Here is a 16,813-nt window from a genome sequence, read left to right on the forward strand (position 1 = left end):
GTTACATTAATGAGTATAGATTGGGATATTAGAGTGTAAGTATCTAAACTTAACTCGTCCTGTACAGCAAAGGAAAAGCAATGAGTGTAAAGCGCATTAGTCAGTTTTTTAATCCAACCTCCGTAGCCGTTATTGGTGCTTCAAACAATCAAACCCGTGCTGGGTTTGTTGTAATGCGAAATTTATTACAAGGTGGCTTTAAAGGGCCGATAATGCCCGTTAGCCCGTCACACTCTGCAGTGCATGGTGTGCTTGCTTATCCATCCATAACTGACTTACCAAAAATACCTGACCTTGCGGTTATTTGTACCAACAAGAACACTTTAATAAATATTATTAATGAGTTAGGTGAGCTAGGATGTAAAAATGCCATTGTTATTGCTGCGGGCTTAAATAAAGAACAAAAAGAGTCTCTGCAACAAGCGGCACTTACCGCTGGCGTTTCTTTACTTGGCCCTAATTGCCTCGGTTTGCTTATTCCTCACTTGGGGCTTAACGCGAGTTTCTCACACACAGTAGCAAGCCCAGGTAAACTGGCGTTTATTTCTCAATCAGCCGCTGTATGCTCAACTATTTTAGATTGGGCTAAGCATAAAGAAATTGGATTTTCATATTTTGTATCCGTAGGTGACTGCCTTGATATTGATTTTGCAGAGCTGCTGGATTTTTTAGGACGGGACGCCAAAACCAAAGCTATTTTACTTTATATTGATAACATTGAGAATATCCGCAGCTTTATTTCCGCTGCGCGGGCTGCGGCATTTAGCAAACCCGTTATAGCGATTAAAACGGGAAAAACAGCCGCAGGTGCACTCGCGGCTGAAATACACACCGGCGGACAACAAAGTTCTGATGCCGTGTATGATGCACTATTTCAACGTGCCGGCATGTTAAGAGTTAATGATTTAACCGAGTTATTTGCAGCAACACAAACTCTCGCCATGCACCCTAAATTATTAAAAGTTGAACAGCTGACCATTTTAACTAATGGCGGCGGCCCTGGTGTAATGGCTGTTGATAGCCTATTACAAAGCTCAGGAAAGCTCACACAACTGAGCGAGGAGACACGCGCCGCGCTTAATAAAGTCATTCCACAATCAGATATGACTTCAAATCCAGTTGATATTTTTGGTGACTCAGCCCCCGCACGCTATCAACAAGCATTAGAAATATTACTACACGCTAAAGAAGTGAAAAACCTATTAATCATTCATACACCATCGGCACTGGCACCCAGTGAAGACTATGCGCATATTATTGCGCAGACTCTTAACAAACTCCCGCCAATGGCGCGCCCTTATGTGATCACCAACTTTATGGGTGAAGATGCTGCTTATGCTGCTAGGCGTTTATGTAGTAACAATAGCATTCCAACCTATCGTACCCCAGAGGGCGCTGTCAGAGCCTTTATGCATTTAGTGAGCTATCGTCGTAACCAAAAGCATTTAACGCAAACGCCTGAGTCAAATACGGACGATGCGAAAATAAATAAGCAAGCAGCTAAAGAAACCGTCAATGAGTTTTTAGAAGAGCAGCAAAGCTATTTATCAACTCATCAGGCAAGTCAAATATTGACTCATTATGGCGTTGAATGTATTCAAACTGAAGTGGCTTACACCCCCACAGAAGCCAAAGAGCAAGCAATTGAATTAGGTTTTCCTGTCGCCCTTAAATTAATTAGTCCAAGCATTCCCTCTAAATCAGAAGTCGGTGGTGTGGTGCTGAATTTAAATGATGCTCAAGAGGTAGAGCAAACCGCATTTGCGATGTTATTAAGAATACGAAACACCTACCCCGATGCAATTATTGAAGGTTTCTCGTTACAAAAAATGGCACCGAGAGCTGGCGCGAATGAACTGCGAATTGCCGTAAAAACTGAACCTAACTTTGGTCCTGTTATACTTCTTGGTGAAGCAGGCACAGGCTTAGAATTTGCTCAAGCAGCGGTCGCCCTGCCACCATTAAATATGAACTTAGCAAAATATTTAATTGCTGCGGCACATGATAAAGGTGTGCTTAAAGATCGCATTCTGCCAGAGAAGGTTGACAAATATCGCTTATGCGCACTTTTAACGCGTATTTCTCAGTTAGTTATTGATCAACCTGACATCACTTCTGTTGAGTTAAACCCTATTTTAGCCAGTAACGGGCAATTTTTAGTCCTTGATGCAACCATGACTTTGAATCGTTATAAAATACAGTCGCACCGTAAACGACTCTCTATCCGCCCTTACCCTATTGAACTAGTTGAACATGTCACATTAAAAAATGGTAGCACCGCCATATTACGACCTATCAAACCTGAAGATGAGCAAGCCCATCAGGCATTTGATCAATCATTAAGTAAAGAAGATCGTTATAAACGCTTTTTTGGAGAACTGCCACAATTTAATCATGACCAACTCGCTAAAATGACGCAGATTGATTATGACCGTGAAATGGCCTTTATCGTCACTCAAGAGCAATCGGGCGAACACCTTACTTTAGGTGTATCTCGTGTTTTAATGGATCCTGATAAAGTTCATGCTGAGTTTGCGATTGTAGTGCGATCTAATTGCCAAGGACTCGGATTAGGAGGAATGCTTATGCGTGCTGCGATTGGTTATTGCCAAAGCCAAGGGGTGCAATTTATTGAAGGGATCACGCTGCCTGAAAATACCGGCATGATCGAGCTTGCTCGTAAACTTGGTTTTAAGATAACCCGTGATTTTGAAGAAGGCAGTATAAACATGGTACTGACACTATAAGGCGCTTTAGTTGAAAGTAACGACTTGGAGGCACTGGCCAAATATCGACTTAGATGCTGACTTACTCGCTGAGTCAGTTATTGCCTATCAAGATATTCATGATCATTGCTTTATTAAACTAAGCTGTAATAGTAATAGTGTATGCAGTGCATTTGGCATTAAACGACACTTTCAACATAACCCTTTGGGGTCAGTTGAAAAAAACAGCTATGTTTATAATTTATCAGCTTTATTAAATGATGAAAAAAGCCCTAAAAAATTAAACGATTGCCCGCAGTTACTCATAAATATTGAAGCACACAAACGTGTTAGCGAACACCCTAGCAGTACCAATAAAGCATGTTTTGCAACGGTTTACTCTCCGCTTTATCACTTAAATTCAATGTTGGGGGGAACATTAACAGCAGCCCAATTAGAGCACGCATCTTATAAAAAAATGTTATCTTTATTAACAGATATTACAGCGCAATATATTGACGCTTTACTGTTAATCAAAAATGTTAGAATTTACTACTGCAGCTTTCATTCGAGCGCTGCATTTTGCAATTATGAGCAATTTAAAACTCTCGTAGCCCCATATGATGAACAATGTATAACGCAATTAACCCACCAGCACCACCTTATTCATTATCATTGCAGTGCACCTATTTATTTTGATTTCCTTGATAGTAAGAAGTTCTCATTACTATCAATTGATGATTGTGATGATGTTATAGCTATAAAGGCTTTACTGACTCGCTTTCCTGATATTACATTTGTAGGGCTATTGGATAAATTATTATTACCTCGCCCACTTAAAGCAAAAGAAATTGAACGAATTTTTTCATCTTGCAGCCGCCATTTGGATTTTAATAGAGTCATTATCGCCCCAAGCTGCACTCTACCTTTAAGCATTAAAAACAATACATTATTAAAAACATGTTCTATTGTAAAAGGACTGTGAATTAAGTTTATGCCTACGGAAGATAAACAATTGAGTACTATACATGCCGAGTTAATAAAGGCCGTTGAGTTATACCAACAAAACCAATATCAATTAGCGCGGGGGCAGTTTGAGTATGTACTGAGCCAAGATAACTCATGTTTGATTGCACATCGTTATTTGGCCGAAATCGCACTGATAGAAGGCACAGCAAAAAATCACATAGAATCATTGATAGCTTCCTTAGCGGCACACCCAACATCAAGCGAGACTAGCCATACGCTAGGCATGTGCTACCAACAAGCACGCGAGCTGCCCCAAGCAGTTGAGCAATATCGCCATGCACTAGAGGTGCTGTTAAACACGCCACCTAATCATAGTTATAAACCAAAACCAAACGTTGAATTCGATACCGAAATACATGAAAGCTTACTATGGCAAACCCTTGCTCTTTTTCGTCAAGCAAATATTAAATCCTTTGCCACCGCCGGTAGCCTACTAGGCATAATACGCGAAGGCGCAATCCTACCTTTTGATAAAGACATTGATATTGGGGTTGATTGGGGGCAAATGGAGCAAGCCATTACACTTTTAAAAAGCCAAGGTTGGCATGAGCATATGCGATCCTATGATTTAATTAACCCTCGCTGCTTTGCCCACCCCGATGGGGTGACCATGGATCTTTGTGGCTTTGGCGTTGATACCGTCAGTCAGCGTACTATTTGCGGGCTTTGGATGAGTGATATTCCCTTTGAGTGGAATAGAATTACAGAGTATCCAACTATAAATTTAGTCGAAAAAATAACTCCCTATGGCAATGTATGGCATCTAGCCCAACCTGAACTAACGCTAAATGCACTTTATGGAGATTGGCAAACACCCGACCCACTTTTTGATACAATTTTATGTGCAAAAAACATTCGATCATTTTCGTTATTAACCCAGTGCTTTGTGTATTCAAGACTTTATAAATTATGCCTAATGAGCGAATGGGGAAAATTAGAGCACACATTAAACCAACTTTCTTTTTTTGATAAACACGACATATTAATAAATAAACTCACCGATAAAGCCAAAAGTATGCAGACATGACCCTAAACTCAAAAAATAAAAGTAACCATAATACACGCTGCTTAGCCCTGGGTGTGTTTGACTTATTTCATATTGGTCATTTAAATTACTTAAAGTTTGCTAAAGCCCAAGGCAGTGAACTATTTGTTGCTGTTGCGCCAGATGACTTGTGCTTTGAAAATAAAAAAACATTTCCCATCATCAGCCAGCATGAAAGAATGACCATAGTAAGCGCATTGGCGATCGTGGATCATGTGGCCTTAGTACCAAGTCCAATTATAAAGACCCAGAGCGCTTGTAGGTGGATAAAAGCATGGGGAATTAATAAAGTAGTTGTTGGTGGGCAATGGCAAAACAGTGAGCGCTGGAATGAAGCTGCGAATGCATTACAAGCGCATAATATTGACGTTATGTTTGCACCACAAACCCCTGATATTTCGAGTACTGATATTAAGCAAAAAATAATCACATACTGCTCAGAGGTTTTATAATGTGTATACCCAAACCACCACAAGATGCGAGGTTCTGTTGGAATTAAAAGGGGCTGCCATTATTACAACGTATCATTATTACAACGTATCATTATTACAACGTATCATTATTACAACGTATAGTCGTATATTTTTTGCATATAATAACTAAAACTGAAACAACAATATTTTTGAACACACGGATTTAATTTGAATAATTTACGTAAACGCACAGCTCTATTTTTTGAAGGCAACGGTGAATACCGTAAAGTGGGTCATTACATTGATGTATTTCTAATATCATTGATCATGATAAATGTGGTTGCGATTGTGCTTGAGTCTGTAATCAGTCTAGCGCAGCAATATAAACATGAGTTTTTATTACTAGAACTGATCTCTGTGAGTATTTTTAGCATTGAGTATTTATTAAGAGTGTGGTCGTGTGTTGAGCGTATCGAATACACGAGTATGAAATGCAGTAATTTAAAGCGCCGTATTAAATATGTATTTTCACCATTGGCATTAATTGATCTTATAGCGATTCTACCCACCTTATTAATGTTTTTTATTACTTTCGATTTACGCTTCTTGCGGGTATTTAGACTATTACGTGTTTTTAAGCTCACTCGTTACTCAAGAGCAATGCAGCTGCTTTTACAATCATTTCGTGATGAAAGCAGCTCACTTATGGCTGCATTTTTTATTATGGCGGTGGTGCTCATTTTAGCTTCATGTGGGATTTACTTAATTGAACATGATATTCAACCTGATAAATTTGGCTCTATTCCCGCTGCTATGTGGTGGGCAATGGCTACTCTGACAACCGTTGGCTATGGCGATGTGGTGCCCGTTACTCCACTAGGGCGTTTTTTTGGTGGTCTAATCACATTGCTAAGCATGGGCATGGTAGCAATACCTACTGGCTTATTAGCGTCAAGCTTTTCTGAACAACTACGAAAACGTAGGATCATGTTTAGCGATGCAGTACATGAGCGCCTACATGACGGTCAAATTGATGACGACCAAGCAGAGTACCTAGAAAATCTACGCTGTAAATTAGGTTTAAGTAAACAAGAAGCAAATAAAGCAATTAAAGTTCAACTTAGCTCTCGCTCAAAACACTTATACTGTCGCCATTGTGGTGAGCGCCAAGATTAAAGTACGTTATTTTAACCCAGTAGCGCTCGCCAATCATGCTCTAATAACATCGCAACTTCATCGCCAGGGACTGGCTTGCTAAATAAATAACCTTGGAATAAATTACATCCAAGCTTTCGTAAAAAAGCTAATTGCTCTGGTGTTTCAACCCCTTCAGCAACACATTCTTTTCCTAAACTTTTAGCCAGTGCAAGCGTTGACTCTATGATTGCTTCGTCATCACTATCCACCCCTATATCATTAACAAAGCTACGATCGATTTTTAGTACATCAATTGGAAAACGCTTTAAATAAGTTAATGAGGCATAGCCAGTACCAAAGTCATCCATATATAACTTACAGCCTAACTGCTTAAGCTTAAGCATGCTTTCTTGTGCATACGATGAATCATGCATTAACACAGATTCAGTGATCTCAAATACAACGGATTGAGGTTGTACACCTGCGGTGATCAAGGCTTGACGAATTTCGCTCACCAAGTTTTTATACTCAAAATCCAACGCAGATAAATTAATAGATATATATAGCTGCGGTGAAATTCGTCGCCATTGCTTTAGCTCAATTAAAGCCCGCGCAAGAGTTTGTAACATAATTTTAGTGATTAACCCTATCCCTTCAGCGGCTAAAGCAAACTCTTGAGTCTTATATTCATCATTCTCAGGCCAACGAAGCAATACTTCAAATCCCTCAACCTGCTGGGTATGTGCATTTACAATAGCTTGGTAGTGATTACAAAATTCATGTTCTTGATATGCTTTGGTCAACTGAGACTCTAAATGTAAGGCTTTTTGAACATGAACATTCATTTCTTGCTTGTAGAATTGGTAACATCCTTCTACGCTTTTTTTAGCGTGGTAAAGAGCGATGTCAGCCGCTTTAATTAAGCTTTTATCACTGCTGGCATCATCTGGGTAAATAGCAACTCCAATACTAAGGCTAACATTAAGTGCTTGTTCGTTGGCGACAATATTCTCACTCACGCACTGCATCAGTTTAGCGCAAACTAACAATACCTCTTCTACTTGATTGATGTCTTCAACTAGCAGCATAAATTCATCACCACTAAAGCGTGCAATACTGTCTTGAGGACGTATTGTGGCTTTCAATCGTAAGGCTACTGATTTTATAATTTCATCGGCTACGCCATGCCCTAATGAGTCATTAAAGTACTTAAAACGTTTAATATTTATATTTAGTAATGCAACTTTGCAATCATGAGATTTAGCCTGTTCAAGCGCATGCTCAACACGATCGTTAAATAATGTGCGATTAGGCAAACCTGTTAAAGCATCATAATTAGCCAACAAAAACAATTCATTTTCAGCTAATTTCTGCGCATTAATATCTGTCAAAATAATTACATAGCTTTCTAAACGCTGATCACTTCCTGCAACAGCGCTTATTTTTATGAGTACTTGGCGTGCTTCACCACTTGCTAAATATACTGTTTCTTCTGCAGAATAATGCTCACCAACCAATTGTTTTTTCATGATACGTAAGTAATTCACGCGCACAGTTCGTGCTAGCCCTAAGTTAAGCGAACGACTAGAACGGTACTCTGACGGAAAGTTAAATGCATTTTGCAGTGCTTTATTCGTTGCTAAAATTCGTAAGTTTTTATCTAAAATAAACACCCAATCTCGTGTTTGCTCAAATGCAGCACCAAATAGTCGCGCGTGCTCCTCAAAAACTAATTCGCGTGTCATATTTGTATAAGTGCCCGCAACCTTTATTGGTGTACTGCCTTGCCAAGCAACGACTTTGCCAAAATCTTTATACCAACGCCAATCGCCATTTTTGTGGCGTAAACGGTAAGTGCAATTAAAATAGCCTTTATCCGTAGAAAGAAATTCTAGCCACTCTAACCGAAATGTTTGTTTATCCTGCGGATGTATTTTTGCTAAATAATCGTCTAAATTAACAGCGTCCATATCATAATCGAGTTCATTTTTAAGCCGTGGTTGATAGATAATAGGGCTCGTAGACTGCCAATCCCAAACACCAGAATGACTTCCCTCCAACGCTAGTTTTAAGCGCGCTTCACTCTCTTGGCTTTCTCTATGTGCAGCAAGTAATAATTGTTGTATACGATTACGGCGCATATTCCAAGCACCGGCTAAAGCAAACAAAATTATCGCGTAAAAAACCATAAAGTGAGGCGCTCGCCACAGTGGATACTTCACAATAATATCTAATACTGCGGGCGTAGTATAATCTCCAGTTAAAGGGTCTTTAGCCCAGATTTTTAGTTGATACTCACCAGGATTAAGTTTTGGAAAAAGTACACGATTATTATTTCGTGTATATGATTTTTGACCATCAGAAAGCTGATACTCATAAACAATACGCTCTTGGTAATTAAACGCCATGGCTGAAAAAGCGACTTCAAGACCGATATCATCATGATTTAAAATAACCTGATTAATTGGCTGTTTTAGATCTTCAGATAACTCTCGCGACATTAGATCGATATTAGTAATATTGACCTTATCAATTAACCCATGCTGTGGATAATTTTCATTCGGGTAGAAGTAAGTAAAGCCTTTTAATGTTCCATAAACAATTTCACCGCTTTTTAGACGTGTAAATGCACCACTGTTAAATTCAGTTGAAACGAGTCCTTCTGATGTTGTGAACTGCTGAAAATGTTGATTCTGTGGATTCAATCGCCAAATACCTTTGTGGCTACTCATCCAAATCATTCCCGCCTCATCCAACACCATGTCATAGAGCAAGGTACCTAATTTATTTTTATCAAGATCTATCGTATAAAGCAGCTTATAGTTACTGGCATCTAATCCAATAAGGCCGTAATTTGAAAATGAAATCCACAATATATTATTGTTATCAACAATATATGACATCACATTGATAGCAACATTTTCATGCTGTTTTGGCACTGAGTAAATTTTTGATAACGCAAAGGTTTGCGGGTCAACGTGGTATAAAATACCTGCATTATAAAATAAAGGCGCGTCTGGTTTTGTTGGTAATGGTGGTAAAAATCCATAAACTAAGAAAGGTTCAAAACTATTAAAATCACCTTCTAATGGCGTAATAATCTGACTATCTAAATTGAAGGTAAACATACCATGATCTGAGTGCACGTAAAAAAGATCACCATTGGGCATTAGTGTTGTTCCGTGAACCCAACCATCAATTAAATGTTGTTTACTAGGTTGCGCACTTTTTGCTGGTGTTACTTCATATGTTTTTGGGTCAAAGCTAAATACCCCTCGATTACTGTGTAGCCACAACTTACCTTTATAAGGCATAACCTTGTAAATGCTAAACTCTGTTGTAAACAAATCAACCTGATAGTCCTTCAAAAACACCTGCCCTTGCAAGGTTTCTAAATCGACCGCAGTTAAACCATTATTTGTTGCTAACCATACTTTATTTTCAAACTCAGCAACTCCCCAAATAGAGGGGTGTGATAAGCCATCTCCTTTCAAAATATTGCTGTTAACATTCTTAAAATGGTAATGATCTGATGGCAAATAAAATGCACCATCACTTTTTGTTGCCACCCACATAGCACCATTACTATCTTTAACTATATCGATAATACTTGCGTCAGAAAGTGAGTAATCGCTATCATTTATTCTCTGGCTTTTAAATAACTCACCGCTCGCTAAGTCATACTTAAATAAGCCTTTGTCTGTACCTAGCTCTACTGATGAATTCTCATTAATAATTTTCCATATATTTAAATCAGCCAGTAGTGTTTTATTTTTAAAAGGGATATCCGGACGTTCAAACATGGTTGGTAAATCACTAATATCTACTTCATATAGACCGCGAACAGCCCCAACCAATAAACGGCCACTCTCGCCTAACGCAAAGGACTTAACATAGTTTTGATATACATGATCGGGGTCACCGCTTAGGTGCTCTAGTGGGCGGTATTCACCACTTAGAATATGATACACATACGCACCAATACTCGTGGCGATAAAAATATAATCTTGGTAATGGAGTAACTCTCGGATGACAGTGCTACGAGTGCGCTCTGGTAGTTCAAAAATCGTTTCTATTTGTCCACTCGCAATATCTAACCTAGCAAAATCCCACCCTCGCCCCATCCACAGTGATTTATCATCAACCGCAATCATGCTAAAAATAGATTGACTAAGTATCTCTTGTGCAGTGATGGGTTTTGATAAAAACTGTTGATAACTGTCGGTACTCGGATCATAGCGAAACAAACCAGCTAGAATGGATGAAATCCAAATATAACCATTTGAATCTTGATAAATACTATCAATGACAGCTTCATCCAATTCCCCATTAGGACCTGCAATGTGCAGCACTTGATAACCATCATAACGATTGAGCCCACCTTCGGTTGCCAGCCAAAGGTATCCATTGTTATCAATCAACATGTTACTGACGTAACTTTGTGATAGCCCTTCACTTGGTGATAATCGTTTTACTTGTGCAACAGCTAAGTGACTAATAGCGATATTGATGGCTAAGAAAAAAAAAGTCATAACCTTAAACCATTTGCTCATTCATAACCCCAAGTTTTATTTTAAATAATTACTCGACCTAATGCTCATTGCTACTATTTTTCGTTGCTGGTAAAAACAAAATAGTGTCGCTAAAGGTTCTGGTAATGTTAACACAAAGTTAAACCCAATTGACCGATAAAAATCAATTAAACTTTGGTATGCAAATGTATAAACTTCTTGCTGTTGACTTTTTATGATCTGGCTAAGTAACTGTCTTGCAATCCCTTTACCACGCCAAGGTGGCGCAACTAATAAGGTAGATAAAAATAAGTGATCACCGCGATTTTGAATTCTACATGCTGCGATTATGTCAAAGTCAGCATAGGCAACCCACACAGCATCTTGTTTGTTTGCTCGTCCTCGCGCGCCATTTGAATCATAAAATTTATTTACTAAAGGCGTTTTTACAGGATCTAAACATTCAAACCTAAGTGCCATGGTTAACTCAGCATAACTGCTAAATATTGCTCAAATTGTTGCTTAAGAAATACTTGGTCAGCAACAGGGCGGCTATGTATGGTGTTATATATTTGTTCGCGAGTGCTTTTTCCACGTTTTATTTGATACGCCCAAAACGATGCTTCATAGTCTAATTGAATTTGATATTTTTGCTCTCTAGGGAGTAAACATAAGTTAAATGACATCAATTACCCGTTATTATTACAAACCATATAAGTGAGCTTAGTATATCAAATAATAATTTAAAACGAGCAAAAAGTAGTAGCTAACCTTGCTCTTTGAGGGATTTAAACGTAAATTAGTGGCGTTTTTTCGTCCTCACCTGGAGACATGTTGATTAAATATATCTTGCAGATTTTCATATTCATTCTATTACTTTCCCCTTGCCGTAGTATGGCTGAAACTAAATATATGACTTTCAATCGACCCGCCGATACACAGCAAGCACGCTATGTTATTGAGTTAATGACGATGGCATATAAAGAGCTTGGCTACGAACTGCATATTATAGACTTCAACCATCAGAGCTCGCTTGCAGCTGCAAATAACGGTACGCTCGATGGTCAACTAGGTCGAGTTGCAAGTATCAATAAAAAATATAAAAACTTACGATTAGTCAATGTCCCATTATTTGAATTTGATTTGATTTTATTGAAAAATTGTCAACAATGTAACTTTGATCAAATAGCTAATATCGCGATTCAATCTGGTTACCCTGCAGCGCAAAACTACCTTGACCAACACCCATATATTGGCGATGTTATACGTGTAAAAAGTGTCACTGCGCAGCTTAACTTACTTACCCAAAAGAAAGTTCAAGGGGCTATTTTACTCGATTTCCTATTAGATACTGCCCACCCAAGTTTTGATGCAAATCAGTTCCACAAAGAAGTATTAATCCCAATTAAAAGCTTTCATTTTTTACATTCACGTCATCAAGCATTAATTCCAAAATTAGAAACCCAATTAAATAAACTAAATAAAAATGGCACAGTGCACTTGCTAAAAAATAAGTACAACCTTAATTAAAAATCAAAATCAGTTTGCTGATTAGGTATTATCGAATCATTCGTCATTGGCACTTTTTGCTGATAACGTTTATATCGCTGCTGGCAGAGGCTTATCACTTTTCTCTTCTGCGCATTCGTGAATGTATTCCATGTAAACCGTTCATCCCGGCTACGATAACACCCTTTGCAATAGCCTCGGTTATTCACCTCGCATATACCTTTACAAGGACTTGGAATATCAAATATTTCAATTTGTTGCATGGTTAACAGTTAATAAAAAACACTAAATTAAGTATAGCCCGTTTTTTAAACGAAAAAAAAGCCGTCTACTAAAAACGGCTTTAATCTATCTAAACGACTTGATAGAGACTTAATTTATTTATAACTTTCGCTACTGTTTAACTCGGCTTTACGTTCAAAAGGCTTTGCGTACATTGCCAACACTAATGACTTTAATTCTTCAGGAACTAACGCCATACGCTGCTCAAACTCTGCGGCATCTTTTTTATCTATAACGGCTTGTTTACACCCACCAGCAATATTATTTCCTGGGTGTAAAAAGAATGAATCAATGATTTGCTCATCGATTGTCTTTGCTAGCTGCTCAGGTGAGTCGCAACCATCTTCAACCGGCTGTCCAAATGCTAGATGCACATGCCCTTTGGCCGCACTAAACCCTTCAACGATACTCGCTATGTCTTCACCTGCTGATTTGGTGTATTTACCATGATGTAGCTTATGATAGAGCTCTTTAGCCTTGGCTATTGCGCACGGCTCATATTGGTAAGAGATAGACACAGGTACAATTTTTAATTCACGAATATATTCAGAGAATTCTTTTTTCTGCTTCCGCCCCTGTAATTGCAACATTTTCAGCAATGCAGGGTCTGTTTGATCAAATCCATCTTTTGCACGCCCTTCTTTTTGTGCAATCCAAATTGAATTACCACCGATTAATGAATCATAAATATAAGCAGAAAGGTGTGACAAAGCACGAAACATCTCTTTTGGGGCTTTAATAGAACGCTTTACAATAAAACTCTTATTTAAGCGCATTAGCTCTGTAATATAAGGGATTTGCAGTAGGTTATCGCCAATAGCAATACGCACTGTTTTCATCTTATAGCTAAATAACCCCCAATTAACTAACGCTGGGTCCAATACAATATCGCGATGATTTGAAATAAATAAATAAGCTTGTTTTGGATCTAGTTTATCAAGTCCAGAAAATGTTACCTCTGACGTTGTCCGCTTAACTAACATTGCTAAATATCTAGATACTTCTTGTTGAACTTCCTCAACAGTGGATATAGCGCCCCATTTTTTACGTAATTGACGCCTAACAAGCGCACGAGAAACAATCGAGAATGTAGATAAAAATCGCGGCAGATTATATTTAGCTAACACATCAACAAACGCATTATCATCAATTAAGCGTGCCACTGATGCGGCCACTTCATCATCATTGTAAGGTCTTATATCGGCGTACTTATCCACGAGTTCACTCATTTGTGCATCTTTAAAGTTAAAAAAACGGCACGCAATAGCGTACCGTTTATATTCTGTTGACGATTATAACTCAGGCAATTGAAAATGCGAACTAAGTCATTAACTTAGTCATCTATTGATGTTAAACAAAATCATCAAAACCCTTTAATAACAATTGGCTATGCAATGCTCTTACCAGTAGTTCCATATTTACCAATAGCAGATTTGACTACTAAACGTACCATTAGTATCAGTAAAATGACCCCACTGAGCAAAGTTAACCAATGCGGCAATACCTGATGCTCCTCACCTAGCAATGGCGTAACTACAAAACCAAATTCAGCAACAAGGTAATCAGTTAAAAAGCCAAACAGTAATGCAACGCCTATTACCCCTGTTAAATAGGCTGCAACAGCTCGCCTACCAAGTTCGTTTGCTACAACGCCAAGAGTAGCTATGTTGGTTGCAGGGCCCGCCAACATAAAGACCAAAACTGCCCCTGGTGCAACACCACTTAATAATAATCCAGCCGCAATAGGGGTTGAGGCAGTGGCACAAATATACATTGGAATACTAATCAATATCACCACTAGCATTGCCAAAATACCACTCCCCCACTGAGTTAAAAATGACTCAGGTACGAAAGTTTGAACCAATGCCGCAAAAAATAAACCAATCATGAGCCATTTCATTGTATCTGATAGCAACTTATTACAACTAAAGCTTACTGCTTGTTTAAACTTCTCCCATTGCGTATCAGTCACCGTGTCTGTCGTATCACAACAACTTGGTTCATTAATTTGTTTGGCTGTCTCTGCGCTTGGTGCGCAACATGTCTCACTTTCTACCTTTATTGAACCTGTACTTGATGAACAACAGCTAGGTTTTACTGTCGGTTCAGGTTGTTTCTTTGAGCAACAACTTGGTTTCCCCGCTAAGCCCTCATCACTTTTTAGATCAATTGGTTGCTCATCCTTTGTATCTCGCCCAACTAAAACACCTGCAACGATTGCGCTACAAATTGCTGCGATTGGACGAATAACGGCCATAAATGGGCCCAATAAAACGTATGATACAGATACCGAGTCAACCCCAGTTTCTGGCGTTGAGACTAAAAATGCAGTTGTTGCGCTTTTTGACGCGCCCGCACGTCTTAACCCTATGGCAGCAGGGATAACACCACATGAACATAAAGGCATTGGCGCACCAATCAGTGCGGCTTTAACCGTGGTCCAGAAACCTTCTTTCCCCAAATGCTTGTTAAGAAAGTTAACAGGTAAATAAACATTAAGCATGCCAGCGATCAGCAAACCAAGCATTAACCAAGGCGCAGATAATAAAAATAGCTGCCAAAAATTATTGAGTAAGTCCATCGATATCCTCCAAAGTAGTTAATATAGAGCAGTTATCTGCGGGCTCTTCACCGCCACAGCATTTGTCAGCTAAAACAGATAATGACTGATGAAAGCGCGTTAATTCAGCAATGCGCACTGCAACAAGATCTCGCTTTTGTAAGGTTAAATTTTTAACTTCGTGGCATGAATGCTGCTGTTTATGAAATTTAATTTGCAGTAACTCTTTAATTTCTGACAAACTAAAACCGACATTCTTTGCGCGTAAAATAAACTTCATTTGTTTTAAGTCTGTCTGGCTATAATCACGATACCCAGATTGTGTCCGCGATGTAGCCGTTAACAAAGCATGCTTTTCGTAGTACCTTAATGTATCTGTTGAGACACCTAACTGGCTTGCAAATTCGCCTATTTTCATCATCGTCTCCAATGAATTTTTTATCAACTTTTACTTACTATAAACCTTAGAGCACACACTAAGGTCAAGTATTTATAATTTTTATTTTAAAGGAAATAGTATGAATATCACTCTACTCGATAGCGATACTTTAGCAGGCACTTCACTTAAGCCTTTTCAAGAGCTTGGTAAGTTTAAAAGCTACCCTCTAACGAGCACTGAGCAAGTTATTACTCATAGCCTAGGTGCCGATGTGTTGATCACTAATAAAGTTGTACTTAATCGCGAGACGCTCGCACAACTCCCCGCAGTTAAACTTATTTGCGTTGCAGCAACTGGCACAAATAATGTCGACTTAATCGCAGCGAAAGAGCTTGGCATTGCAGTCGCCAATGTAGCTGGATATTCTACACCTAGCGTTGTTCAACACACTTTTGCATTAATTACTAACTTGCTCGGTAATACACATCGCTATATTAATGATTGCCAACAGGGGCAGTGGCAGCAAAGCCAAATGTTTTGCCGTCTTGATTATAGTTTTAACGAAATTGCGGGTAAAACATTAGCGATTATTGGTTATGGTTCATTAGGTAAAGCCGTTGCAACTGTAGCCAATGCATTTGGCGCACACGTCATTCTTGCTGAGCGTAAAAACCATCCCGTTAGGCAAGGCCGCACTGAATTTTATCAAGCAATAAAAAGCGCTGATATTATTAGCGTACATTGCCCTTTAACTGATGAAAGCCGAGATCTAATTAGCGCAGAAGAGCTAAGTATGATGAAGCCCTGTGCTATTTTAATTAATACAGCCAGAGGCGGTATTGTAAATGAAGCTGACTTAGCCCATGCACTCGCTGAGAATCAAATTGCTGCAGCTGGGGTTGATGTGTTAACGAAGGAGCCTGCCACTGACACTAACCCGCTAGCAGGTTATCAAGGCCACAACTTAATTTTAACCCCTCACATTGCATGGGCCAGTGAAGAGTCAATCATTCGCCTAGTTAAACAGATAAGCTTGAATATCAGTGCATTTAGCCAAGGTGAGAGCCGTAATAGACTGGTCTAATAGACTAATTATTAGTTATAAATACCATATACGATATGCTATTCACACATGGTATATGGTTTCAAAAAACCTAACACACTGATTTTAAACAAGCTAAAAACTTGGCCAGCTATTTGCTAAATATTCAATAATAAATACCGTACTTAGCATCAGGGCAAA

Annotated in this window: 14 protein-coding genes; 7 read left to right on the forward strand and 7 right to left on the reverse strand. The window is 38.8% G+C overall.

Features of this window, described 5'->3' with window-relative positions; all coding sequences use genetic code 11:
• Positions 1 to 80 precede the first annotated feature (80 nt).
• The 5 genes from A7967_RS13425 (at position 81) to A7967_RS13445 (ending at position 6,368) form a co-directional block, all read left to right on the forward strand.
• A complete protein-coding gene (locus tag A7967_RS13425; RefSeq protein ID WP_064435787.1) occupies positions 81 to 2,747 on the forward strand; it encodes a bifunctional acetate--CoA ligase family protein/GNAT family N-acetyltransferase in 2,667 nt (888 codons plus the stop codon).
• A 10-nt stretch (positions 2,748 to 2,757) separates the two neighbouring features.
• Positions 2,758 to 3,690, forward strand: a complete 933-nt coding sequence (locus A7967_RS13430; RefSeq protein WP_054454543.1) for a uroporphyrinogen decarboxylase family protein — start codon at positions 2,758 to 2,760, stop codon at positions 3,688 to 3,690.
• A gap of 30 nt (positions 3,691 to 3,720) precedes the next feature.
• Positions 3,721 to 4,761: a tetratricopeptide repeat protein gene (locus A7967_RS13435; RefSeq protein WP_157756414.1), complete on the forward strand. Its 1,041-nt coding sequence runs from the start codon at positions 3,721 to 3,723 to the stop codon at positions 4,759 to 4,761.
• Positions 4,758 to 5,231: an FAD synthase family protein gene (locus tag A7967_RS13440; protein WP_064435789.1), complete on the forward strand. Its 474-nt coding sequence runs from the start codon at positions 4,758 to 4,760 to the stop codon at positions 5,229 to 5,231. Before A7967_RS13435 ends, A7967_RS13440 begins: the two co-directional genes overlap by 4 nt.
• Before the next feature lie 189 nt (positions 5,232 to 5,420).
• On the forward strand, positions 5,421 to 6,368 hold the full coding sequence (locus A7967_RS13445; RefSeq protein WP_054203127.1) for an ion transporter: 948 nt from the start codon (positions 5,421 to 5,423) through the stop codon (positions 6,366 to 6,368).
• Between the two features lie 11 nt (positions 6,369 to 6,379).
• On the opposite strand, the gene A7967_RS13450 is transcribed toward A7967_RS13445, so the two are convergent.
• The 3 genes from A7967_RS13450 to A7967_RS13460 are packed head-to-tail and all read right to left on the reverse strand — an operon-like array spanning position 6,380 to position 11,526.
• Positions 6,380 to 10,882, reverse strand: coding sequence for an EAL domain-containing protein (locus A7967_RS13450; RefSeq protein WP_054454548.1), 4,503 nt, complete (start codon positions 10,880 to 10,882; stop codon positions 6,380 to 6,382).
• A gap of 15 nt (positions 10,883 to 10,897) precedes the next feature.
• Positions 10,898 to 11,320: a GNAT family N-acetyltransferase gene (locus tag A7967_RS13455; protein WP_054454550.1), complete on the reverse strand. Its 423-nt coding sequence runs from the start codon at positions 11,318 to 11,320 to the stop codon at positions 10,898 to 10,900.
• Positions 11,321 to 11,322: 2 nt separating this feature from the next.
• Entirely contained in the window at positions 11,323 to 11,526 is a 204-nt protein-coding gene (locus tag A7967_RS13460) for a DUF3283 family protein (RefSeq protein WP_054203124.1), read from the reverse strand.
• Between the two features lie 208 nt (positions 11,527 to 11,734).
• Here A7967_RS13460 and A7967_RS13465 point away from each other — a divergent pair, with 208 nt between their 5' ends.
• Positions 11,735 to 12,370 (forward strand): transporter substrate-binding domain-containing protein, encoded by a 636-nt coding sequence (locus A7967_RS13465; protein WP_244507102.1) that lies wholly within the window; start codon positions 11,735 to 11,737, stop codon positions 12,368 to 12,370.
• On the opposite strand, the gene A7967_RS22415 is transcribed toward A7967_RS13465, so the two are convergent.
• From A7967_RS22415 to zntR, 4 genes are all read right to left on the reverse strand, one after another.
• On the reverse strand, positions 12,367 to 12,612 hold the full coding sequence (locus A7967_RS22415; RefSeq protein WP_054454553.1) for a DUF1289 domain-containing protein: 246 nt from the start codon (positions 12,610 to 12,612) through the stop codon (positions 12,367 to 12,369). The two genes, A7967_RS13465 and A7967_RS22415, sit on opposite strands and share 4 nt — an antisense overlap.
• 114 nt (positions 12,613 to 12,726) lie before the next feature.
• A complete protein-coding gene (locus A7967_RS13470; RefSeq protein WP_064435790.1) occupies positions 12,727 to 13,860 on the reverse strand; it encodes a 1-acyl-sn-glycerol-3-phosphate acyltransferase in 1,134 nt (377 codons plus the stop codon).
• Positions 13,861 to 14,018: 158 nt separating this feature from the next.
• The gene (locus tag A7967_RS13475) at positions 14,019 to 15,212 is read right to left on the reverse strand and encodes an SO_0444 family Cu/Zn efflux transporter (RefSeq protein WP_064435791.1); all 1,194 of its coding nucleotides are present in this window, start codon (positions 15,210 to 15,212) and stop codon (positions 14,019 to 14,021) included.
• Complete coding sequence (gene zntR, locus A7967_RS13480; protein ID WP_082378981.1) at positions 15,196 to 15,609, reverse strand: Zn(2+)-responsive transcriptional regulator; 414 nt, start codon at positions 15,607 to 15,609, stop codon at positions 15,196 to 15,198. The genes A7967_RS13475 and zntR overlap by 17 nt, the downstream gene beginning before the upstream one ends.
• Before the next feature lie 100 nt (positions 15,610 to 15,709).
• On the opposite strand from zntR, the gene A7967_RS13485 reads away from it, so the two are divergent.
• The gene (locus A7967_RS13485) at positions 15,710 to 16,654 is read left to right on the forward strand and encodes a D-2-hydroxyacid dehydrogenase (protein WP_064435792.1); all 945 of its coding nucleotides are present in this window, start codon (positions 15,710 to 15,712) and stop codon (positions 16,652 to 16,654) included.
• Positions 16,655 to 16,813 lie beyond the last annotated feature (159 nt).

Source organism: Pseudoalteromonas neustonica (assembly GCF_001653135.1).
In the GTDB taxonomy this organism is placed as follows: Bacteria; Pseudomonadota; Gammaproteobacteria; order Enterobacterales; family Alteromonadaceae; genus Pseudoalteromonas; species Pseudoalteromonas neustonica.

What these genes read in the sequence shown, in the direction of transcription:
- A7967_RS13425 (WP_064435787.1), top strand. Translation starts at nt 81, where the DNA reads ATGAGTGTAAAGCGCATTAGTCAGTTTTTTAATCCAACCTCCGTAGCC.
- A7967_RS13440 (WP_064435789.1), top strand. Translation starts at nt 4,758, where the DNA reads ATGACCCTAAACTCAAAAAATAAAAGTAACCATAATACACGCTGCTTA.
- A7967_RS13450 (WP_054454548.1), bottom strand. Translation starts at nt 10,882, where the DNA reads ATGAGCAAATGGTTTAAGGTTATGACTTTTTTTTTCTTAGCCATCAAT.
- A7967_RS13455 (WP_054454550.1), bottom strand. Translation starts at nt 11,320, where the DNA reads ATGGCACTTAGGTTTGAATGTTTAGATCCTGTAAAAACGCCTTTAGTA.
- A7967_RS13460 (WP_054203124.1), bottom strand. Translation starts at nt 11,526, where the DNA reads ATGTCATTTAACTTATGTTTACTCCCTAGAGAGCAAAAATATCAAATT.
- A7967_RS13465 (WP_244507102.1), top strand. Translation starts at nt 11,735, where the DNA reads ATGGCTGAAACTAAATATATGACTTTCAATCGACCCGCCGATACACAG.
- A7967_RS22415 (WP_054454553.1), bottom strand. Translation starts at nt 12,612, where the DNA reads ATGCAACAAATTGAAATATTTGATATTCCAAGTCCTTGTAAAGGTATA.
- A7967_RS13470 (WP_064435790.1), bottom strand. Translation starts at nt 13,860, where the DNA reads ATGAGTGAACTCGTGGATAAGTACGCCGATATAAGACCTTACAATGAT.
- A7967_RS13475 (WP_064435791.1), bottom strand. Translation starts at nt 15,212, where the DNA reads ATGGACTTACTCAATAATTTTTGGCAGCTATTTTTATTATCTGCGCCT.
- zntR (WP_082378981.1), bottom strand. Translation starts at nt 15,609, where the DNA reads ATGAAAATAGGCGAATTTGCAAGCCAGTTAGGTGTCTCAACAGATACA.
- A7967_RS13485 (WP_064435792.1), top strand. Translation starts at nt 15,710, where the DNA reads ATGAATATCACTCTACTCGATAGCGATACTTTAGCAGGCACTTCACTT.